The sequence below is a fragment of the Stutzerimonas sp. S1 genome (assembly GCF_025966695.1).
Taxonomy (GTDB): domain Bacteria; phylum Pseudomonadota; class Gammaproteobacteria; order Pseudomonadales; family Pseudomonadaceae; genus Stutzerimonas.
In genome coordinates this window covers 416820-437062 of the sequence record NZ_JAOEIY010000002.1, presented here as the reverse complement: position 1 = coordinate 437062, position 20243 = coordinate 416820, and the positions used below count along the sequence as shown (strand labels likewise).

Below are 20243 nucleotides of genomic sequence, written 5' to 3'. Positions count from 1 at the left end.
TGAAGGGGGTGTCGATTGCGACGCCCCCTTCGATCTACGCGCGATCAGTGATGGGCGTGGGGATCGGCTTGCGCGCCCGGAGCCTGATCGAGGATGTCGACGTCGGTGGTAATTTCGCCGGCGTGCTCGAACTCCAGAGTCAGCGCGAAGCGTTCGCCAGCGGCCAGCGGCTGCTTCAGGCCGAACAGCATCACGTGGTTGCCGCCAGGCTGGAACTGAACCGTATCGCCCGCAGGGACGGCTACCGACTCCACTTGCTGCATGCGCATCACATCGCCTTCATGCACATGCGTATGCAGTTCGGTTTTCTCCGCACGTTCGGTATGCGCAGCGATCAGACGATCATCCTGCTTGCCGCCGTTGTTCAACAGGAAATACACCGCACCGGTCGGCGCGCTGGGCGGCATGGCACGCGACCACACCTGGCTTACGGAGATGTCGGCGGCCTGCGCTGGAGCTGGCGCAGCGTGGTCATGATGTTCCTGAGCCGTGGCGGACAGGCAAACGGCGCTCAGGCAGCCCGCGGTCAATAGGCGAAGCAGCATAGGAAAAACTCCCGATCGGTTGGACGCCGCAACATACCACGCCGGGTATCCGGTCAGGGATAGGTCCGATCGAGCCAGTCGGTCGAAGGTTGCGTATCCGAATCCGTTTGTTTGCGACAGTCTGCTGTACGTTCTGGCGCTTTTCGACGCATAACGCGCAATTCGCATGCACACAACAGCGCGCGAACGATGATCTTCCGTTGATGCGGATCAAACATGCGGGGGGAAGCCTGAACAAAGCTGCGTCGAAAACCGGAGGATGCAGCCCATGGCACACACCAAGCTGATGTTTCGCAACGCCGCTCGGGAGAAGATCCTGCGTGGCGCCGAACAACTGGCTTCTGCCATCCGCGTCACCCTGGGGCCGAAGTCCAAATCGGTGCTGATTCGTCGCAAGTACGGCACGCCTCAGGTCTGTAATGATGGCGTGACCATTGCCAAGCAGATCAGTCTCGAGGATCCGGAAGAGGACCTGGGTGCGCAAATGCTGCGCCAGGCTGCCGAACGCACGGGTGAAGCCGTGGGCGACGGCACCAGCACTTCGACGATCCTGGCCCACGCGATCCTTGCCGAGGGCGTGCGCAATATCGTTGCCGGGGCGAGTGCAATCGACCTCAAGCGTGGCCTCGATCGCGGACTGCAAACAGCCATAGAGTCGCTGCGTGCACAATCGAAACCAGTAAAAAGCCGCAAGGAAAAGGCACAGATCGCCACGATCTCGGCACATAACGATCCATCCATCGGCGAACTGGTGGCCGATGCCATGGAAAAGGTCGGCGACGACGGCGTCATCACCGTCGAGGAATCGAAGACCACGGAAACCGTACTGGAGGTGGTCGAAGGCCTGCAGTTCGATCGCGGCTACGTGTCGCCGTATTTCATCACCGACACCGAGAAGATGCAGGCGGTCCTCGAGGACGCCTACGTTCTGCTATGCGAGCAGAAGATTGGCATGCTCAAGGACCTTATCCCATTGCTGGAGATGATCGCCAAGAGCGGTCGCCCCCTCTTGCTGATTGCCGAAGATATCGAAGGCGAGGCGTTGGCGACGCTGATCGTCAACCACATTCGTGGTGTGCTGCATGTGGTGGGCGTGAAGGCTCCGGGCTTCGGTGACCGGCGCAAGGAGATGATTCAGGACATCGCGGTGCTCACCGGCGCACAGGTGGTCTCGCCCGACCTTGGCATCAGTCTGGAACAGGTTGGCCTCGAACAACTGGGGCATGTCCGCCGCGTAGTGGTGGATCGTGAGCACAGCACGCTGGTCGGAGGAGCCGGTGCGCGCGAAGCGATCGAGGCACGCATGCAGCAGATTCGCACGCAAATTGAGCAGAGCAGCAGCGATTATGACCGCGAGAAGCTGCGCGAACGCCTGGCCAAGCTGGCCGGTGGCGTGGCGGTGATTCGCGTCGGCGCACCGACCGAAGCAGAGATGAAGACCAAGAAGGACGCGCTTGATGATGCCATCTCGGCGACCAAGGCAGCGATGGCCGAAGGCATCGTGCCCGGTGGCGGCTTGTCGCTGCTGCGCAGTGTCGTGGCGGTAGCCGCGCAGGAAACCCAGTGCGACGGCGACGAGCGTACCGGCATGCAGATCCTGCGCCGTGCGCTGGAAGCCCCCACCCGCACCATCGCCGACAACTCCGCGGTGGATGACGGTGTGGTGGTCGCGCGCCTGCTTGCCGAGTCCGGCAATGTCGGCTACGACGCCGCAGCCAATCGGTATGTCGATATGTACGAGGCCGGGATCATCGACCCGACCAAGGTCATGCGCATCGCGCTGGAAAACGCCGTATCGGTCGCCAGCGTGCTGTTGCTGACCGAGGCGACGATGACGGAGCTGCCAGAGAAAAACGACGACGAGCGCGGAGGACTGCCGTTGGAATAAGGCCCGTCAGGCGCTGGGTTCTCCAGGCAGAAGCAGCACCGGGCAATCCAACCCTTCAAGCAACGCGCGCAGCTCGCCGGATGGCCAGCAGGCGGACCCTCCGGCAAGCAGGATCAGCCCGGGATTGCACCGACGCAGCAGCGGCAGGCTCTGCGCCACATCGACCCAGCGCAGTGTTTCCACGGTCAGTTGCGGCAGCGGCGGGGAGATGCTCCGTGCCAGATCGCTCAGCACCTGTTGAGCGTGGGTCAGGTCATCGCTGTTGCGGTAGAGCAGCATGGCATGTCCGGTTGCCGGCAACGTGCTCCACGGCGTGCGAGGCGCCCGGCCGAGAACCATGAAGTCGGTCAGGCTCCATTCATCCAGCAATGCCGCGAGCCCGCTTCCGCGCAGGCTGCGCATCGACCAGACGATACCGCGTGGCTCGACCTGTCGGGCCACCTGCTCACGCAGCCGGGTCTCACTGACGCGCAGGCTGCGCTCAAGCGTCACCGGGTCCAGCGGATGATCTTCGCCACTCCCCCTGATCTCACGTGCGAAGGGCAGGGTGGCCGCCCGCAGCAGCGCCAGGTCCTCCATCAGCAGGCTGCGCAGTTCCGCTTTGAGGCTGTGCGATAGCTGCACAGCCAGCTGCAGCGAGGCGGGGTTGATGCCCGTCGGCTCCAGGGCCAGCAGTACCCGCGCCGGGCGCGCCAGCTCAGCTGTTGTTCGGATGATCATGGTTGGCGTTTTCCGGATGGCTGAAGCGTTGCCGCAGATCGCCGAGTTCACGCAGGCGCCGCTGCACCGCGCCGTTCACGCTGTTCTCGGGATACACACCCTGAACATCTGCAACACCGGCAGGCAGTCCGCAGAGCAGCTCCATCGCCTCGTCTATCTGGCTGACGCCGTAGACGTGGAACAAGCCCTGGCGCACGGCGTCGACCACGTCCTGACGCAGCATCAGATGTTTGGCATTGTCCTGCGGAATGATCACGCCCTGGCTCCCACTCAGACCGCGAGCCTGGCAGATGTCGAAGAAGCCTTCGATCTTCTCGTTGACGCCGCCGATGACCTGAATGTTGCCGTGCTGGTTGACCGAACCGGTAATGGCCAGATCCTGACGCAGCGGGAGGTTGGCCAGCGCCGACTGCAACACGCAGAGCTCCGCGGCCGAGGCGCTGTCACCTTCCACCGGCCCGTAAGACTGCTCGAACACCAGACTGGCCGCCAGCGACAGCGGTGCGTTACCCGCGAAACGGCTCGCCAGGTATGAGCTGAGGATCATCACGCCCTTGGAGTGCAGCGCGCCGCCCAGCTCGACCTCACGTTCGATATCGATGACCTTGCCATCGCCCAGCCGGGCGGTGGAGGTAATTCGCACTGGATGGCCGAACGCATGCTTGCCCAGCTGAATCACCGCCAGTCCGTTGATCTGGCCGATCTGGCTGCCGCTGCTGTCGATCAGGCGCAGATTGCGCAGCACGGCCTCGTGCATACGCTCGCGCATCTGGTCGGCACGATGCAGCGATTCGCTGACTGCGCGATCTACATCCTCCCGGCGAATCACTTCGCTGTGCTGTTCGCCGGCCCAGAAATCCGACTCGCGCAGCATGTCCAGCATGCTTGCCACATGCAGCGACAGCCGTTCGGCGTCGTCGACGTGCCGCGAGGCATACTCGATCAATCGCGCCACGGCGCTGCGTTGCAGGGGTTTGAGCTTCTCCCGGCGCTGCAGGGTGGCCAGCAGACGGGCGTAGAGCAGGGTATTTTCCGGGGTGCGCTCGAAATCTTCGGCAAAGTCAGCCTCTACCTTGAACAGCAGAGCGAACTCCGGATCGTACTGGTTGAGAAGATGGTAGAGCAGGCGGTCGCCAACCAGCACTACCTTCACATCCAGCGGAATTGGATCGGGCTCCAGTGAGATCGTACTGCCCAGACTGAGCATCTGCTCCAGCGATTGCAGGCGCAGCTCCCGCGCCTGCAGAGCCCGCTTGAGCGCCTCCCAGGCGAACGGCTGCATCAGCAGCTTGCGCGCGTCCAGCACCAGGTAGCCGCCGTTGGCACGGTGCAGCGCGCCGCTCTTGATCAAGGTGAAATCGGTTAGCAGGGTGCCCATGTGCGCCATGTGCTCGACTCGTCCCATGAGGTTCTGGTAGTTCGGGTGATCCTCATAGACCAGCGGCGCACCGGTGCTGTTGGCGTTGTCCACCAGCACGTTGACGAAGTAGCGGTTGAACGGCGAAAGGCGATGACTGAACGCCTTGGTCGGCTCGACATTGGCGAAGGTATCCTCGCCTTTCTCGATGATGTCCTGCTTGACCTCGGCGAGAAAGGCCATCGCTTCCGGCAAGGCCTTGTAGCGCTCTTCGAGCTCGGACATGTGGCTGTCGACCGTAGCGCGAATAGTGTCGGCGTTAAGTTGCTCGATGCGCTTGTCGTGCTCGCGATGCCAGGCCGCAATCTGTTGCAGGGTTTGACGCAGGGCCTGGCGCAACGTCTCACTGCTCTGCTCGATACGCTGCTTTTCCTCGTCGGACAGATGCTCGAACTCCACGGCACCCAGCACTTCGCCATTCTTCAGCGGCGCCAGGGTGTAACCCGACGGCGTGCTCATCAGCATGATGTCCGCCTGCCGGGCCTGCTCGCCGACGCTGCCGAACAGCGCTTCCTCACGGGCCTTGAACTCGTCCTTGATTGCCTGCACGGCATTGCGGTAGTCGTCGCTGTCGAAGGCCGCGGGCAACGCACCGATCAGCTCGCGAACCAGACGCTGCATATCGTCGCGCAGGGCTACGCCAGTCCCAGCCGGCAGGCGCAGCACCAGTGGCTTGTGCGGCGTGCGGAAGTTGTTGATGTAGCACCAGTCCGGCGTCTCACGGACCTCAGCAGCACGTTGCGCAAGCAGGTCGCGCACGATGGCATGCTTGCCGAGCCCGGGCGAACCCATCACATAGAGGTTGTAGCCTTCATGGCGGATGCCGACACCGAAGCGCAAGGCGTCGAGGGCGCGATTCTGCCCCAGGGTTTCGGCCAGATCGGGGAGTTCTGCGGTGGTTTCGAAGGAAAGCTGGCCATCGTCACAGGCGTGATAAAGACGTTCCACAGGTAGTTCGTAGGACTGCAAGTCGTGTCTCCCTGTTCTTTTCATCGCTTCCCGGGCGTAAGCGTGCCGGGGCTGTTGTGCTGCACCGAGAATCCTCGGGCAGGCAAAGGTGGCCGTAAATCGCGCATCGATTATTGCCCAGAAGGTCAGGTGGGCCTTGATGAGGATCAACCGCCCCCCGGATCACCCTACCAGGCAAGCTGCTTCGTGGCTGTCCAGGCGTTCGAGCTGCAGCAGCGAAGCGACATCCAGCAGCCGAACCTCGCGACCGTTGCTTTCGATCAGACCGAGCTGGCGATAACGGGTGAACAGCCGGCTGATGGTTTCGGTCGTCAGGCCCAGATAGCTTCCTATTTCCGCGCGGGTCATGGGTAGAATTAACTGCGTAGGGGAGAGTCCGCGCCGACCGTTACGTACCGACAGATCGCGCAGGAAGGCGATGAAGCGCTGGCCTGCGCTCTCGCGGTTATGGCTGAGGTGCTGCTGTTCGCTGTGTAACTCGTGACTCATGGATTTCAGCAGCGTTCTGCGCAGCCGCGCACTGGTGCCCACCAGCTCTTCGAGCGGCGCGAGCGGAATGACGCAGACCACCGACGCCTCCAACGCCATCGCGTGGCTGGGAAACTGCTCGCCACCGAAGGCGTCCAGCCCGACCAGCTCGCCAGGAAAGACGAAACCGGTGACCAGCTCGCTGCCGTCGCGCCTGGTCAGACAGGTTTTCAGTGCGCCGCTGCGCAGCGCGTAAACCTGACGCGTCGCCTCGTTGGCGCGGAACAGATATTCCTGTTTTCGCAGGCGCCGGTTGTGCCGGATGATGCCTTCCAGCTGCTCCAGTTCGACATCGCTCAGGCTTGCGGGCAAACAGACCCGCTTCAGGGCGCATTCGCGGCATTTCAGGGAGGCAGAGCAGCTGCAGGACTTCCGACGTGCAGGCATGGCAAGACTCCTAATCATGAGTGGCATTCCGCTGGCTCTTGTCATGACTGTAGTCGGGAAACTGGCGGCAAGCCTGCGCAAGCCGGGTTTTGCTATGGAGTCGGGACCGTCCGAGCGCTTCAGGCGTATTCAGCCATCAGGGCAGCGGCGACCGTCTTGCTGGTGTCGAGAATCTCCAATCGGCGACTTGCCAGGTCAGCCTCCAGGCGGAACGGCGGAACCGTGTCGGTGATGACGACCCGCTCGAAAACCGGACTGTTCAGCAGGTCGGCCCCGGCGGTGAACAGCCCATGCGTAGCAGCAGCGTAGACTTGCTGCGCTCCGGCGTTGCGGCAAGCCTGACCTGCGCGCAGTAGCGTACCGCCGGTGCTGATCAGATCGTCGACGATTACCGCGATCCGACCGCTGACCTCACCGACCAACATCGCTCCGGTGACGATGTCGTTGCTCCGGTATTTCTCCATGTAGGCGCTGGTAACGGCGCGTCCAGTACGCCGCTCCAGGGCGCGACGGAATGATTCGGCGCGCTTGGCACCACCCGCATCCGGCGAAACGGCGACCAGTTCGGCCTCAGCCGCCAGTGGTGCGAAATGCTCGGCAAACAGCTCGGCGCTCTCGATATGGCGGGTCGGAATGCGGAACGCGTTATCGAAGGCAGCTACGTTATGCACTTCGAGCGTCGTCAGACGATCCACCTGGCACGCCTCGAACAGTGCTGCGACGTAGCGGGTGATGATCGGGTCCTGGTACTGGGTGCGGCGCTCCTTGCGGGCGTAGCACAGATACGGCGCCACCACCTGCACATGGCGTGCGCCGGCATCCTTGAGTGCGCCGCAGAAGAACAGCAGGCGACAGAGCTTATCGTTCACGCTGCGCTCGTCGTCGCCATACAGTGCATGGAAAACCACCACACTGCGCGCGTCGACCGGCGTCAGCGCGCGGGTCTTGTGCTCGCCATCCTCGAAGAGGCGCTCTTCGTGCTCGGCCAGCTCGAGCCCCATGTCCCGGGCCACGCGGGCGGCGTAGTCCTTGGTGCCATGCAGGGCGAACAGCAGCGGGGAACGGGTGGTCATGGCTGACTCCTGGTCGAAAGGGGGCTGGTTTGCGATAACTGCGGGAAGTCCAGGCCGAGAGCCTGGTGATCCAGCAGATAGATGCGTGATTGGCGCAGCAGGGCCTGGGCCTGCGCGGTCTTTTCTTGTCTGGCGCGTGGCGTACTCTGCCGCAGAGCGCTTCCGGCCAATGTGAAGCAGCGGGTCGCTGCGCGGACTGAGAGAAACAGCGGCAGCGGCAGCGGCAGGCAGTCCGGTGATTCGTCACCGCTCTCCAGATACGCCCGCAGCAACAATGGCACCAGTGCCCCAAGGTGGTGATGCTGCAGATCCATCAGCACGAAGGCGAGGTCGTAGAGCACATCGATACAGGCGATCCGATCGCTGAACTCAATGCCATCGAACAACGTTGGTCGACCTTCGAACAGGCAGATATTGGCCAGCCGCATGTCGCCATGACAGCGCCGCACACGGCCGCTGTTGCGGCGCTGCTCGAGCGTCGGCGCCTGCCGTTCGAGCAGCGCCAGCTGATCGCGATACAACGCCTGGACGGTTTCGCCGTCTAGCAGTTGCGGGTAGCGAGACATCTCCTGATGATTGCTCTCGATCGCCCAACGGATACCTGCACTGCCACCAAACTCCGGTGTGACTTCCGCAAAGGCGTGGAAACGTGCGATTTCAGCGCCCAGCGTCTGAATCAGCGTTGGCGTGAGCTGACCGGTCAGGGCCATATGTTCGAACAGCGCCGTCTGTGGGAAGCGACGCATGACCACTACCCAGTCGAGCACCTCGCCTGCACCATCGAATGCCAGCCGGCCGTCGCTTCGACGGGTGATCGAGCGCACTTCCAGGTAGATGCCTGGCGCGGTACGACGGTTGAGCCGCAACTCGGCATGGCAGGCACGCTCGCGCTTGTCGAGCGTGAGGAAATCCAGCGCGGCATAGGCGATCGCGCGCTTGAGCTTGTACGCCCGTTCATCGTGCAGAAAGATCAGCGAGCCGTGGGTTTCGATGATTTCCACCGCAGTGCCCGGCGCACCGTAGCTTTCCGGGCACGCGAGAAAGTCGATGACCTCCTGCTGAACAGTCATCGACTCACCGCAAGCGTTTGCCACTGCCTCGCCCACAGACCCACGCGCGCCGCGCGTTACCCTAGGCATCCGTCCGACCCTCTGCCAGCCTGTCCTGGAGTCTAGACAGCCTTGCGCAGCGCGTGGCGGGCAGGTCAGACATCAGGCGGGAGAGATCGGAATCTGCCTTTCCGGCCGCGCGGGTACGGCAGTCTTGGGTAGGGTAATGGTCAGCACGCCATGGCTGCCGAAATGCGCTTCGATGCCCTCGACATCGATGTTCTCCGGCAGGTTGAAGCTCCGTTTGAACGAACCGTAATGGCGTTCGGCAATGTAGTAGTCCTTGTTCTTTTCCTCGCGAGCTTCGGTTTTCTCTCCACTGATCTCCAGAGCGCCGTTAACGACCTTGACCCGTATGTCCTGCTCTTCCATCCCGGGGACCTCGACGGTCACTTCGAACAGTTGATCCTTCTCGGTGATGTCCACCGCCGGCATGGTCGCCGGCAGCGTGTGCGACTGCAGAAGCGACTCGACCTGGCTGGGGCGGCGAAAGAAGGGCAGGTGCGGTCTGCCGTGACCGAACTCGTCGAATAGCCGGTCGGCCTGCCGGCGCAGACTGTCCAGTGGGTTCCAGGACTCGGCTTTATCAGACTTCTTGTGCGGATTATCGGTGCCTTTCGACACTTGCTGGTCGGTATTGGCCATCGCTAGTCCCTCCCTGGGGATAGTGGAGACGCAAACGATACTGCGACCGGAATGCTCCGCCGGGTTTGATTCGGATCATGTCGGCGGCACGATGGCGGTGCCGCTGGAAAATAGTTCGTTGATGCTGATCAAGCCGTTTTGCCGATTCGCATCTAGCCTCAGTGCCAAGCTTCGCGCGAATGCCACTTCGCTTCTGCACGGCTTCTGCGCGTCATGCCGATCACCGACCTGCCAGGAAACCGCGATATGCGCTCGGCCATCATCGAAAAGACAGCAAAGGATCTACCGGTCGCGCCCAACTGGCCCGACAGCGCGTTCGCCGAGGCCCGGTTCACCTGGCAGGCGGCAGCCAGCGCCCTGAGCGGACTGCCAGGCGGGGGACTGAATCTTGCCCACGAGGCAGTGGATCGGCATGCCGCTGGCCCGCGCGCCCAGCATCCCGCGCTACGTTTTCTCGAACGCAACGGCAGTCGTCGCGAGCTGAGCTATCTACAGCTCAGCCGGCAGACCAATCGCTTCGCCAATGTGCTCAAACAGCTTGGTGTTGCGCCGGGGGAGCGTCTGTTCGTGCTGTGCAACCGGGGCCTCGAGCTCTATCTCGGCGTGCTGGGTGGCTTGAAGAATGGCTGCGTGGTATCGCCGCTGTTCTCCGCGTTCGGCCCGGAACCGCTGGAAACCCGTCTGCGCCTCGGCGAGTGCAGCGTGCTGCTGACCAGCGAGGCGCTGTATCGCAAGAAGGTCGCCGGTCTGCGTGACAAGCTGCCATTGCTCAAGCACGTGTTGCTGTATGACGAGACTGGCGGTCACGCTCGGCTCGACGGCACGCTGGATCTCGGCGATCTGCTGGCTGCCGCGAGTGAGGACTTCGCAATCGCAGCGACCACCGCTGACACGCCGTCGCTGCTGCACTTCACCAGCGGCACCACCGGCACACCAAAAGGTGCGCTGCACGTGCACGGAGCGGCGCTGACCCATTACATCACCGGCAAGTACGCCCTGGACCTGCATCCGGACGATATCTACTGGTGCAGCGCAGATCCCGGCTGGGTCACCGGCACCTCCTACGGCATCCTTGCGCCGCTGCTGTTGGGCGTGACCAGTGTGGTCGATTGCGGCGACTTCGACGCCGAGCGCTGGTACGGCATCCTGGAGAAGGAGCGGATCACCGTCTGGTACACCGCGCCGACGGCCATTCGCATGCTGATGAAGGCGGGGCCGGAGCTGGCGCGCCGACATTTCCACCCCCAGTTGCGGTTCGTCGCCAGCGTCGGCGAACCGCTCAATCCCGAGGCCGTCTGGTGGGGCAAGGAAGTGCTCGGACTGCCGATCCATGACAACTGGTGGCAGACCGAAACAGGCGGAATCATGATCGCCAACATTCCGGTCATGCCGATCAAGCCGGGCTCGATGGGCAAGCCGCTGCCAGGTGTGGAAGCGGCCATCGTCCAGCATGGCGAAGACGGCAGCCTGACGCTGCTGGACGACGAGCAGGTCGGGGAGCTGGCGCTGAAGCAACCCTGGCCCGGCATGTTCCGTACCTACCTCGGTCAGGAGGAGCGCTACCGCCGCTGCTTCGTCGGCGACTGGTACCTGAGCGGCGATCTCGCGCGCCGCGACGCCGATGGTTACTACTGGTTCATCGGTCGTAGCGACGATGTGATCAAGTCTGCCGGTCACCTGATCGGCCCCTTCGAGGTGGAGAGCACGCTGATGGAGCATTCCGCCGTGGCTGAGGCGGCAGTGATCGGCAAACCCGACCCGTTGCTGGGCGAGACAGTCAAGGCGTTCGTCTCGCTGAAACGCGGACGCGAGGCCAGCGAGGCGCTGCATGACGAGCTGATCGGCCATGCGCGCAAGCGCCTGGGCGCCGCCGTGGCTCCGAAAGAGCTGGAGTTTCTCGCCAGCCTGCCACGCACGCGTAGCGGCAAGCTGATGCGCCGGTTGCTCAAGGCCCGTGAGCTGGGGTTGCCGGAAGGAGACACCTCGACGCTGGAGAACCCGTTATGACCACGCCAGCGTCTGTACCGTACCCACAGGAGTTCGCCCTGACGCTGTTGCGCGACATGCTGCGCATCCGCCGGATGGAGGAGCGTGCTGCCGAGCTGTACGGCGAAGGCAAGATCCGCGGTTTCCTGCACCTGTACATCGGCGAGGAAGCCGTGGCGGTGGGGGCGCTGCATGCCCTGGCCGCGGACGATGCGGTGATTGCGACCTATCGCGAGCATGGCCATGCGCTGATTCAGGGCGTGCCGATGAACGCGATCATGGCCGAGATGTATGGCCGGCAGGAGGGCTGCTCGCACGGGCGCGGCGGCTCCATGCACCTGTTCGATGCGACGACACGCTTCTTCGGTGGTAACGCAATCGTGGGCGGTGGCCTGCCGTTGGCTGTTGGCCTCGCCCTGGCCGAACGCATGCAGAAGGGTAGGCGCATCAGTGTGTGTTTCTTCGGCGAAGGCGCGATGGCCGAAGGTGCGTTTCACGAATCGATGAACTTGGCGGCGCTGTGGAAACTACCCGTGCTGTTCTGCTGCGAGAACAACCTCTACGCCATGGGCACCGCGCTGGCGCGCTCGCAATCGCAAACCGATCTCTGCGCCAAGGCCGCAGCCTATCGCGTGTCTGCCAGCGCCGTGGATGGCATGGATGTGGTCGCCGTACACGAGGCCACCCGCGCGGCGGTAGAGCATGTTCGCAGCGGCCAGGGACCGTACTTTCTCGAGTTCCAGACCTACCGTTTCCGTGCTCATTCGATGTTCGATCCGGAGCTATATCGCGACAAGGCGGAAGTGGAAAAGTGGAAGGAGCGCGGTCCGATCCATACCTATAGCGCCCGGCTCAAGGCATTGGGGCTGCTCGATGAGCAGGGCTTCCTCGAAATTGCCGCAGCGGTGAAGAACGAGGTGGAAGCGGCAGTCGCTTATGCCGAAGGTGGCACCCTTGAGCCGACGGAGAACCTTTGCATGGATGTCTACACGCCGGAGGTGCAGCCATGAGTCCCCGTATCACCTACCGGGAGGCGCTGCGTGAAGCCCTGCGCGAAGCGTTGCAGCGTGACGAACGGGTGTTCCTGATGGGCGAGGACGTCGGCCGCTACGGCGGAACCTATGCGGTCTCCAAGGGCTTGTTGGAAGAGTTCAGCGGTGAGCGCATACGTGACACGCCCTTGTCCGAACTGGCTTTCGTGGGAGCCGGTATTGGCGCGGCGCTCGGCGGCATGCGCCCGATCGTCGAAGTCATGACGGTGAATTTTGCCCTGTTGGCCCTTGACCCGCTGATCAATACCGCGGCGACGCTGCGCCACATGTCCGGTGGGCAGTTTTCCGTGCCTCTGGTGCTGCGCATGGCTACCGGCGCTGGCCGCCAACTGGCGGCGCAACATTCTCACAGCCTGGAGGGCTGGTTCGCGCATATCCCGGGCTTGAAGATTCTGGCGCCGGCCACCGTCGAGGATGCCCGCGGCATGCTCTGGCCGGCGCTGCAAAACCCGGACCCGGTGCTGATCTTCGAACACGCCCAGCTGTACAACCTGGAAGATGAGCTGGACAGGGCGCCGACGGTGGACATTCGCTCTGCCCGCGTGCGTCGGGAGGGCAGCGATCTGACCTTGATCGCCTACGGCGGCACTTTGCACAAAGCACTGCAGGCAGCGCAGCAGCTGGCGGAGGAGGGCGTGGCCGCGGAGGTCATCGACCTGCGCGTGCTGCGCCCGTTGGACGACGCGACCATTCTGGAGTCGGTACGCAAGACCCGTCGCGCGCTGGTGGTCGACGAAGGCTGGTGCAGCGGCAGTCTGGCAGCCGAGATCATCACGCGCATCATCGAGCAAGGCTTCTTCGAGCTCGACGCACCGCCAGCACGCGTGTGCAGCGCGGAGGTGCCCATTCCCTATGCCAAGCACCTGGAGGACGCGGCGCTGCCACAGGTGCCGACCATCATCGCGGCGGCGCGCAAGCTTTGTCAGTAATGTTGGAATCGACGACGAGGTGTGAATGATCGTTTTCAAACTGCCATCGCTTGGCGCAGACATGGACGAAGGCACCTTGCTGGAATGGAAGGTGAAACCTGGCGAGCGCATCGAGCGCGGCGAGGTGATCGCGGTGGTCGATACCTCCAAGGCGGCAGTGGACGTCGAATGCTGGCAGACCGGCGAGGTTCTGGAGCTGCTGATCGAGCCTGGTTGCAAGATCCCGGTCGGCACAGCCATCGCGACGCTGCTTGAAGCCGGCGAATCCCGCGAAGCCGCAATGGCCCAGAGCGCCGCGGCGCGTGCTGCGCTGCCGGCAGAACAGCCAGCAGGGACTGCACCAACTGCGCCGGGGGTCAGCCCGACACGACCACGCATCTCTCCGGCGGCACGCAAGCGCGCCGCTGAACTTGGCCTCGATCCGGCGCAGCTGACTGGCAGCGGCCCACAGGGCACGATCACCCTGGAGGACGTGGAGGCTGGACTGCCGAAGGCCACTTCCCAGGATCGCAACGCGGCGATGCGCCAGGCCATCGCCGCCGCCATGAGCCGCTCCAAGCGGGAGATTCCCCACTACTACCTGAGCGAAACCGTGGCCTTCGGGGCCGCCTCCCGGTGGCTCCACGCATACAACGCCGAGCGCACTCCGGAGCAGCGGCTGCTCGCCAGCGTGCTGCTGCTCAAGGCCGTGGCGTTGGCGTTGCGTGAGTATCCGCAGCTCAACGGCTACTGGCAGGACAATACCTTCCAACCCGCCAAAGGCATCCACCTCGGTGTCGCGATCGCCCTGCGCCAGGGCGGGCTGATCGCGCCGGCGTTGCACGATGTCGCGGACAAGCCGTTGCCACAACTGATGACGGAGCTTAGCGATCTGGTCCAGCGCGCTCGCAGCGGATCATTGCGCAGCTCGGAAATGAGCGATGCCACTCTGACCGTCACTCAGTTGGGCGAGCAGGGCGTCGATAGCGTGTTTGGCGTGATCTACCCACCGCAGGTTGCGCTGGTCGGTGTCGGACGGATTGTCGAACGGCCGTGGGTGGAAGCCGGCGAACTCTGCGTGATGCCGACCGTGGTGCTGAGCCTGGCTGCAGATCACCGCGTCAGCGACGGCCATTACGGTGCGCGATTCCTCGCGGAAGTCCGCCGTTTGCTGCAAAGTCCGGAGAGTTTGTGACGGGAGATGAAGATGGACGAAGCTCAGATACGCCGCGAAGCACTGGATGCCCTGCAACGCATCGCCCCGGAAGTCGAGGTGGAAAGTTTGCGTCCCGACCGCCTGCTGCGTGATGAAGTGGATCTCGACTCGATGGATTGGTTGCGGTACATCTCCGCGCTGCATCAGCGTCTCGGCGTGAACATTCCGGAGGCCGATTATCAGCTGCTGATCAGTCTCGATGCGGTCGTCGCCTATCTGCACAAGCGCCTGGAGGAGGGCGCCAACAGCTGACCCGTCTGCGTAGGCGATGCGCGAACACTCACGTAAATGCCCTGCTTCGACAAGCGGGCGACTGCCGGCGGCAAACTCCTGCGGTCGGCCTCGAATACCGCTACGCGGCTTGCCTGTCTTAATACGCCAGGGGGTATATTGCCTCCCATTGTCTTCGCCATGAACAGTTTCGGAGAGCCTGATGGATCCGCAGATCGAGCAATGGAATGAGCGTTTCAAAGAGGATGATTACCTGTTCGGCAAGGAGCCCAACGCCTTTCTAGCCAGCCAGGTGAAACGTTTCACGCCTGGGATGAAGGTCCTGTCGGTGGCTGATGGCGAGGGCCGCAATGGTGTCTGGCTGGCACAGCAGGGACTCGATGTGCTGGCGGTGGAGGCCGCACCACGCGCAATCGAGAAGTCACGTCTGCTGGCGGCAGAGCGCGGCGTGAACCTCACCCATGAATGTGCTGACGTGCTGAGTTGGCACTGGGGAAGCGAGCGTTTTGACGCCATCGTCGCGATCTTCATCCAGTTCGCCGGTCCGGATGCTCGTGCGCAGATGTTCGCCAACATGCAGCGCGCACTGAAGCCAGGGGGACTACTGCTGCTCGAAGGTTATCGGCTCGAGCAACTGCAATACGGCACCGGCGGCCCGCAGGATCCGAGTCACCTCTATACGGCCGGGCTACTGCGTGAGGCCTTCGCCGGGCTGGAGGTCCTGCATCTGGCCGAGTATGACGCGCATATCGAGGAGGGCACCCGCCATCGCGGAATGTCTGCACTGATCGACCTGGTGGCGCGCAAGCCGCTGGTGAGGTAAGCGAAGCCAGGTTCACTAAAGAGAACCCTGATGGTCTCGGCAGGGTGCGGGCATCCACCATGAGCACCATCGGGGATGGTTGCAGCAGGGACGCGGCGAATGAACCTGCGTGGTGGTAGTGAGCAGCCAACGGCGTTAGTCGCGTTCCTCCCAGCCAGTGATCATCGCCCGGATATGCGCCAGTGGCGTATGCCCGGTGGTGGTCAAGTACACATGCACGATCAGAAAGATCAGCATCAGGAAGGCCGCGCAGACGTGCACCAGGGCGATCTGTTCCAGGCTCAGCCAAGCCGATACGTAAGCCTCCACGCGCCCCCAGAACAGGTAAAGCAGGCCGCTCACCCAGATCAGCGGATTGATCAGTACCAGTACGCCCAGGTAGGCAATGCGTTGCAGCGGGTTGTGCTTGCGCTCGCGGGTAACCTTATAGGGGTGCGGTGCGCCGATGAAGATGCCGTGGGCGTAGTAGAGCGCCACACGCTGAAGGTTGGTCAGGGTTGGTACGTACTGTCGCCACTGACCGGTGGTGAAATGCCAGAAGATGGCGAAGATCCAAAGGGCAATCAGCAGCCAGGCGGCTGTCTCATGGACTTCGACCGCGGTACGGAAGTCGAGCAGGGCATGGCTGCCGTGGATGCCGAAGCCGCTGAACAGCAGGATGATGATCAGCAATGCCTGCGACCAGTGCCAGAAGCGCTCGAAGCGGGTGAACAGGTACATGCGCTCGGCCATATCAGTGCCTCCTTTGATGCGCATGGGCAACGATGCGTAGCAGCGCGTGGATCAGTACACCGAGCAGTGCCAGGCCGGCGAGGCTGAAACCAAAGGTATCGAGCAGCGGGTTGCGATCCTTGCCCGGCAGCCAGACACCAGGTACTGCCGCCAGTCGGCTCTGGCTGGAGTGGCACTCGGCACAGTTCAGCGCCTGTTCCTTGGGGGCGACCATGTGAGTGATAGGCCAGAGCATCCGCGTATCGACGAAGCCGAACTGGCCGCTGTAGGGCGCGCCAGTGGCATCGGCGCCGGCCTGCAGCGCCTTGGCCCAGTCGAAGTTGTACCAGAAGGCGGTGTCGTCAGGCACGGCGGTATGCGGCACCAGCAAGGTCATGTGGACGGTGTCGTAGGGCTGACGGCTATGGAAGGTCTTCACCGGCCAGATACGTGCGTTCTCGGCGCCCGGTGCGCCGTGAAAGATATTGATCGGCACGCGGCCGCGCGGATCGATTCGGGTATCCGGTTGTACATAGGTGACGGTGCCGTCAAACCAGACATAGTCGGGCACCACATCTTCGCCAAGGACGAAGTCACCCTTGCGGCTGTCGTAGATCACATGCCCCTTGGCGTCCTTCGTCTGGAACGGTTTGCCCTCGGCGTTCATCTTGCCCGCAGTTGACCAGTCCCAGCCCAGCTTGGTCGGCACACCGCCGCGGGCGAAGGTCGGAATATGGCAACTCTGGCAGGCAAGGGTGCGGGTGTGGTCGTTGAGCCGGCTGGCATGCAGTAGCGAGCCTTTGTGTGGTCGCTCGCCGTGACAGGACTGGCAGGTGGATGGGTTGCGCGCGCTGCGCTCGCCGCGAAGGATCGGCGCATGCGGATCGGCCGCCGTCACGCTGATGCGGCTGCCGGCGATCTTGTGCTGGTCTGAAACATGACAGGTGGAGCAGCTGAAATCCGGCCCCTCGCTGGCCATGTGCACATCGAGGCTGCGCGGTGGAGCGTTCAGCGAAGAGTCGAGATCGCCATGTTTCACCCCGTCACCGCCGCCACCATAGTAATGACACGTGCCACAGGTGCGGCGCGTGGTGGCGCCGATGTTGCGCGCCACCGCCGCCAGGTCTACCGGGTCAGCGAACTTGCCTGAGCCGGGCGAGGTTTCGGTGCGTACCAGTGGCGGGTGGCCGGCCAGGCCGGCAAGCTTCAGATAGTTACCGGTATTGTGGCAGGCCAGGCAGTCGACCTTGCTCTCGTCGCTGAAATCGAAGCTCGCATCTTTCCAACCATAGCCGACGTGACAGGACTGGCAGAAGGCCTCGTTGGATCGGTCGCCTATGCAGAAACCATTGAGCATGGTCTTCTTGCCCAAGCGTTGGCCAGTATCCGGATTGGTGTAATCCCAGGTCCAGTGACGGGTAGCCATCACCTGTTTGGCCGCTTCGGTATGGCAGCCGAGGCAGGCGCGAGTGACTTCCTCGCCGCTGGCGAAAGGGCCTTGCAGCTCCTTGAAACGGCTGTGATCGGCCGTGGCGCCCAGCGTCAAACCGGGCAGCAGCAGGACCAGCCAGAGCACCCAGACAGCTACCCGTCCTGAAACTGTCATAAGCACCTCTCGTCGTTAGGCAGCTTGCGGGCTGTCACCACAACCATAGTCCAGCCAGCTCAGCTTCACCCCTGCAGCAGCCAGTCGGGGCGCAGCAGCATGATCACACCCAGGGTCAGCATGACCAGGCCGCTGAGGATCTTCAGCCCGCGTCCGGTCTGCGCCGATAGCTTGCGACTACTCAGCGCGGCTACTGCGGTGGCGACCATCAGCGCATCGTCGGCAATGTAGCCGACGATGTACAGGCCGAGGTAGGCATAGTGGGCCTGCGGCGCCAGGCCCTGCTGGGTCAGTACCGCGGTGAAGATCGCCGGCAGGCCGGCGGTGCACAGCAATTCAATGAAGTTGACCACCACAGCCAGGGCCGCCACGCCGACGAGCGCAGGCAGCAGGCTGTCGGCCTGCAGTACGGTGCGCATTCGGGCATACAGGCCAGGCTTAGCCGCAGCGGGAATCGACAGCGTGAAGTCGCCGCCCGAGCGCACGCCGTCGCGCAGGTTGACCACACCGATGGCGATGGCCACCGTGCCCAGCGTCCAGATCAGCAACGTAGACAGCCCTACCAGCAGGAACAAGTTGAGCCAGGCGGCCATAAAAGCGTAATAGACCACGCCGCTGACCAGCACGAAGGTACCGGCGACCGTCGCCATACGTGCCCGGTCGTGCAGGTGTACCAGCAACGAGAGCAGAAACAGCAGCACCCACATTGCACAGGGGTTGAATCCGTCAAGCAGACCGAGGGCGAGGGTGAACAGCGGGAGGCCGAGGCGCTCGACGCTGAGGGTGCCGAACATCTCGCTCTGCACGCTGGTGGCGGCAGGCGGACCGTCATCGATCAGTGCGAGCAGCTGTGCGCCGCTGTGTTCGGCGTCGTCGAAACCGACCAGTACGCGTTCGCGGACCACGAACGTCGGCACGCCGGGTGGCCAGTAGCCTGCTTGACGGGAGATGCGGAGCAGGTCGGCACGGGCCTCAGGATCGCTATCGACTTGTCGCAGCACGATGTTCAGCTCGGGACGCCGACCCGCCAGGGTGGCCAACCACTCCTTGGCGGCGGCGCAGTGCGGGCAGCCGTCGCGCACGTAGACTTCCAGCCTCGGTGCTTGCTCGCGCGTCCCTTGAGCGCCGGCGAAGGCCGGCAGCAGGACCAACAGCGCCAGGAGCCAGCGCAGTGCTGCTTTCACATCCTTCATGAGGTTTCGCTCCTTGGGCCGGACGTCAGCCATCGACTCCAGCGATGTATACCGTGCGGCGCAGCAGCAGATTCCAGGTCAGGCGTAGCAACGCCGTCAAGGTCGCCAGCTGGACCGTCGCTAGCACGGCTATGCCAGCCCAGTACGCCACGCCGTATAGGCGAATCAATCCGCTGCCGACCCACACCAGATGCCACCAGAACATGCCCAAGACGAACAGCGCCACCCCGGGGCAGATCAGTCCGAAGCTGACTGGGCTGCGCTCGCGGCCGCTCAGGTGGCTGCGCAGGTAACCGTTGAGCTGCATTACTCGGTAGCCGAGCAGCAGTACGCCGAGCTGCAGCATGAAGATCGCGGTCAGGGTTACGAAGACGGTGCCGTTGCTGGCGCCACCGGTGAAGTGGTGACTGAGGCCGTGCTGCAGGCGCAGCCATTCGATGCCCAGCAGGGTCAGAATGGGGATCAGCATCCACAGGCTTGGCGTGGCCTGGGGCTGCAGTCCATGGCTCATCATCGCGGCGATGCCTGTCACCAGAACCACCAAGGCAACCACCAGCGACAGCACCAGGAACAGGATCGACAGGGTGGCGGCGAGCACCGACACTAATTTGACGTGGGACATGGCGGCGGGCGCGGCGAACCCCACCGAAAGCATGGCGAAGGCAAACACCGCCATCAGCGGCGACAAGTGATTGTGCTCCTCGCTGCGGTAGCCGCCATGCACCAACATCCGCCCCAGGTAGCGACCGTAGATACGCAACGCGCTCCAGGCAATGAGCAGGAAGGCGAGTAGAGCGAGCGGGAACAGGTATTCGATCACCGACCACAGGCCGGGCACGAACAGCGCACCAAGGGCGAAGCAGACGTTTACCGTCATCGCCAGGGTCAGCGGGATCGCCATCAGCTGCACTTCACCCGGCGAGCCGCGCAGCGTGGACAGCGCTTGCTGCGCTGCGGCCGAGCGGTACTCGCGGATGTTCCAGGCGAGCAGCAGGAGGTGCAGCAGAGCCAGCAATGCCACTCCGGGTGCGGCGATCAACAGCAGCGCGCGTAGCGGTGTGTCGGCCTGCCAGGCTGCCAGCAAATGCCCCCAGGTCGGCATCGGATAGTCCTGATGAGGCACCATCCACATCAGATACATGTAGAACGAGATCGACAGCCCTCCAGCACCGAGGGCGCCCAACCAGTAGCTGGGGTGGTAGGGGATATCGCTGGTCCGTTGGAACATGCTGCAGC

At 63.3% G+C, this 20243-nt stretch carries 18 protein-coding genes; 7 read left to right on the top strand and 11 right to left on the bottom strand.

All coding sequences use genetic code 11. The annotated features are described in order from the left end of the window. Positions 1 to 44: 44 nt before the first annotated feature. Positions 45 to 545: a copper chaperone PCu(A)C gene (locus N8H22_RS05925; RefSeq protein WP_264589689.1), complete on the bottom strand. Its 501-nt coding sequence runs from the start codon at positions 543 to 545 to the stop codon at positions 45 to 47. Positions 546 to 813: 268 nt separating this feature from the next. Here N8H22_RS05925 and groL point away from each other — a divergent pair, with 268 nt between their 5' ends. Beyond that, a complete protein-coding gene (groL, locus tag N8H22_RS05920) occupies positions 814 to 2433 on the top strand; it encodes a chaperonin GroEL (RefSeq protein WP_264589688.1) in 1620 nt (539 codons plus the stop codon). A gap of 6 nt (positions 2434 to 2439) precedes the next feature. Here the strand turns inward: groL and N8H22_RS05915 are convergent, their stop codons facing one another. From N8H22_RS05915 to N8H22_RS05890, 6 genes are all read right to left on the bottom strand, one after another. Beyond that, positions 2440 to 3153 (bottom strand): hypothetical protein, encoded by a 714-nt coding sequence (locus N8H22_RS05915; RefSeq protein ID WP_264589687.1) that lies wholly within the window; start codon positions 3151 to 3153, stop codon positions 2440 to 2442. After that, the gene (locus N8H22_RS05910) at positions 3131 to 5539 is read right to left on the bottom strand and encodes an ATP-binding protein (protein ID WP_264589686.1); all 2409 of its coding nucleotides are present in this window, start codon (positions 5537 to 5539) and stop codon (positions 3131 to 3133) included. Before N8H22_RS05910 ends, N8H22_RS05915 begins: the two co-directional genes overlap by 23 nt. 162 nt (positions 5540 to 5701) lie before the next feature. Then, positions 5702 to 6379 carry a cyclic nucleotide-binding domain-containing protein gene (locus tag N8H22_RS05905; RefSeq protein ID WP_264589685.1) on the bottom strand — a complete coding sequence of 226 codons (678 nt, stop codon included), beginning with the start codon at positions 6377 to 6379 and terminating at the stop codon, positions 5702 to 5704. Positions 6380 to 6573: 194 nt separating this feature from the next. Then, positions 6574 to 7527, bottom strand: coding sequence for a ribose-phosphate diphosphokinase (prs, locus tag N8H22_RS05900; protein ID WP_264589684.1), 954 nt, complete (start codon positions 7525 to 7527; stop codon positions 6574 to 6576). Beyond that, on the bottom strand, positions 7524 to 8597 hold the full coding sequence (locus N8H22_RS05895) for a phosphotransferase (RefSeq protein ID WP_264589683.1): 1074 nt from the start codon (positions 8595 to 8597) through the stop codon (positions 7524 to 7526). Before N8H22_RS05895 ends, prs begins: the two co-directional genes overlap by 4 nt. 141 nt (positions 8598 to 8738) lie before the next feature. After that, a complete protein-coding gene (locus N8H22_RS05890) occupies positions 8739 to 9281 on the bottom strand; it encodes an Hsp20/alpha crystallin family protein (protein WP_264589682.1) in 543 nt (180 codons plus the stop codon). A 246-nt stretch (positions 9282 to 9527) separates the two neighbouring features. Here N8H22_RS05890 and acsA point away from each other — a divergent pair, with 246 nt between their 5' ends. From acsA to N8H22_RS05860, 6 genes are all read left to right on the top strand, one after another. Next, positions 9528 to 11288, top strand: a complete 1761-nt coding sequence (gene acsA / locus N8H22_RS05885; protein ID WP_264589681.1) for an acetate--CoA ligase — start codon at positions 9528 to 9530, stop codon at positions 11286 to 11288. Beyond that, on the top strand, positions 11285 to 12277 hold the full coding sequence (gene pdhA, locus N8H22_RS05880; RefSeq protein ID WP_264589680.1) for a pyruvate dehydrogenase (acetyl-transferring) E1 component subunit alpha: 993 nt from the start codon (positions 11285 to 11287) through the stop codon (positions 12275 to 12277). The genes acsA and pdhA overlap by 4 nt, the downstream gene beginning before the upstream one ends. After that, positions 12274 to 13248 (top strand): alpha-ketoacid dehydrogenase subunit beta, encoded by a 975-nt coding sequence (locus tag N8H22_RS05875; protein WP_264589679.1) that lies wholly within the window; start codon positions 12274 to 12276, stop codon positions 13246 to 13248. The genes pdhA and N8H22_RS05875 overlap by 4 nt, the downstream gene beginning before the upstream one ends. 25 nt (positions 13249 to 13273) lie before the next feature. Next, positions 13274 to 14422 (top strand): dihydrolipoamide acetyltransferase family protein, encoded by a 1149-nt coding sequence (locus N8H22_RS05870; RefSeq protein WP_264589678.1) that lies wholly within the window; start codon positions 13274 to 13276, stop codon positions 14420 to 14422. A 12-nt stretch (positions 14423 to 14434) separates the two neighbouring features. Next, the gene (locus tag N8H22_RS05865) at positions 14435 to 14695 is read left to right on the top strand and encodes an acyl carrier protein (protein ID WP_264589677.1); all 261 of its coding nucleotides are present in this window, start codon (positions 14435 to 14437) and stop codon (positions 14693 to 14695) included. Positions 14696 to 14876: 181 nt separating this feature from the next. Then, positions 14877 to 15497, top strand: coding sequence for a class I SAM-dependent methyltransferase (locus N8H22_RS05860; protein WP_264589676.1), 621 nt, complete (start codon positions 14877 to 14879; stop codon positions 15495 to 15497). A gap of 135 nt (positions 15498 to 15632) precedes the next feature. Here the strand turns inward: N8H22_RS05860 and N8H22_RS05855 are convergent, their stop codons facing one another. The 4 genes from N8H22_RS05855 to N8H22_RS05840 all read right to left on the bottom strand — a co-directional run bounded on the left by N8H22_RS05855 (position 15633) and on the right by N8H22_RS05840 (position 20235). Beyond that, positions 15633 to 16229 (bottom strand): cytochrome b/b6 domain-containing protein, encoded by a 597-nt coding sequence (locus N8H22_RS05855; protein ID WP_264589675.1) that lies wholly within the window; start codon positions 16227 to 16229, stop codon positions 15633 to 15635. A 1-nt stretch (position 16230) separates the two neighbouring features. Then, positions 16231 to 17814: a tetrathionate reductase family octaheme c-type cytochrome gene (locus tag N8H22_RS05850; RefSeq protein WP_264589674.1), complete on the bottom strand. Its 1584-nt coding sequence runs from the start codon at positions 17812 to 17814 to the stop codon at positions 16231 to 16233. A 65-nt stretch (positions 17815 to 17879) separates the two neighbouring features. Next, a complete protein-coding gene (locus N8H22_RS05845; protein WP_264589673.1) occupies positions 17880 to 19007 on the bottom strand; it encodes a glutaredoxin domain-containing protein in 1128 nt (375 codons plus the stop codon). 25 nt (positions 19008 to 19032) lie between these two features. Further along, on the bottom strand, positions 19033 to 20235 hold the full coding sequence (locus N8H22_RS05840) for a hypothetical protein (RefSeq protein WP_264589672.1): 1203 nt from the start codon (positions 20233 to 20235) through the stop codon (positions 19033 to 19035). Between the last annotated feature and the right edge of the window lie 8 nt (positions 20236 to 20243).

Excerpts from the sequence above, each read along its gene's own strand:
- N8H22_RS05870 (WP_264589678.1), top strand. The coding sequence starts at position 13,274 with ATGATCGTTTTCAAACTGCCATCGCTTGGCGCAGACATGGACGAAGGC.
- N8H22_RS05895 (WP_264589683.1), bottom strand. The coding sequence starts at position 8,597 with ATGACTGTTCAGCAGGAGGTCATCGACTTTCTCGCGTGCCCGGAAAGC.
- acsA (WP_264589681.1), top strand. The coding sequence starts at position 9,528 with ATGCGCTCGGCCATCATCGAAAAGACAGCAAAGGATCTACCGGTCGCG.
- N8H22_RS05840 (WP_264589672.1), bottom strand. The coding sequence starts at position 20,235 with ATGTTCCAACGGACCAGCGATATCCCCTACCACCCCAGCTACTGGTTG.
- N8H22_RS05915 (WP_264589687.1), bottom strand. The coding sequence starts at position 3,153 with ATGATCATCCGAACAACAGCTGAGCTGGCGCGCCCGGCGCGGGTACTG.
- N8H22_RS05850 (WP_264589674.1), bottom strand. The coding sequence starts at position 17,814 with ATGACAGTTTCAGGACGGGTAGCTGTCTGGGTGCTCTGGCTGGTCCTG.
- N8H22_RS05865 (WP_264589677.1), top strand. The coding sequence starts at position 14,435 with ATGGACGAAGCTCAGATACGCCGCGAAGCACTGGATGCCCTGCAACGC.
- N8H22_RS05875 (WP_264589679.1), top strand. The coding sequence starts at position 12,274 with ATGAGTCCCCGTATCACCTACCGGGAGGCGCTGCGTGAAGCCCTGCGC.
- N8H22_RS05860 (WP_264589676.1), top strand. The coding sequence starts at position 14,877 with ATGGATCCGCAGATCGAGCAATGGAATGAGCGTTTCAAAGAGGATGAT.
- groL (WP_264589688.1), top strand. The coding sequence starts at position 814 with ATGGCACACACCAAGCTGATGTTTCGCAACGCCGCTCGGGAGAAGATC.
- prs (WP_264589684.1), bottom strand. The coding sequence starts at position 7,527 with ATGACCACCCGTTCCCCGCTGCTGTTCGCCCTGCATGGCACCAAGGAC.
- pdhA (WP_264589680.1), top strand. The coding sequence starts at position 11,285 with ATGACCACGCCAGCGTCTGTACCGTACCCACAGGAGTTCGCCCTGACG.
- N8H22_RS05845 (WP_264589673.1), bottom strand. The coding sequence starts at position 19,007 with ATGAAGGATGTGAAAGCAGCACTGCGCTGGCTCCTGGCGCTGTTGGTC.
- N8H22_RS05925 (WP_264589689.1), bottom strand. The coding sequence starts at position 545 with ATGCTGCTTCGCCTATTGACCGCGGGCTGCCTGAGCGCCGTTTGCCTG.
- N8H22_RS05855 (WP_264589675.1), bottom strand. The coding sequence starts at position 16,229 with ATGGCCGAGCGCATGTACCTGTTCACCCGCTTCGAGCGCTTCTGGCAC.
- N8H22_RS05890 (WP_264589682.1), bottom strand. The coding sequence starts at position 9,281 with ATGGCCAATACCGACCAGCAAGTGTCGAAAGGCACCGATAATCCGCAC.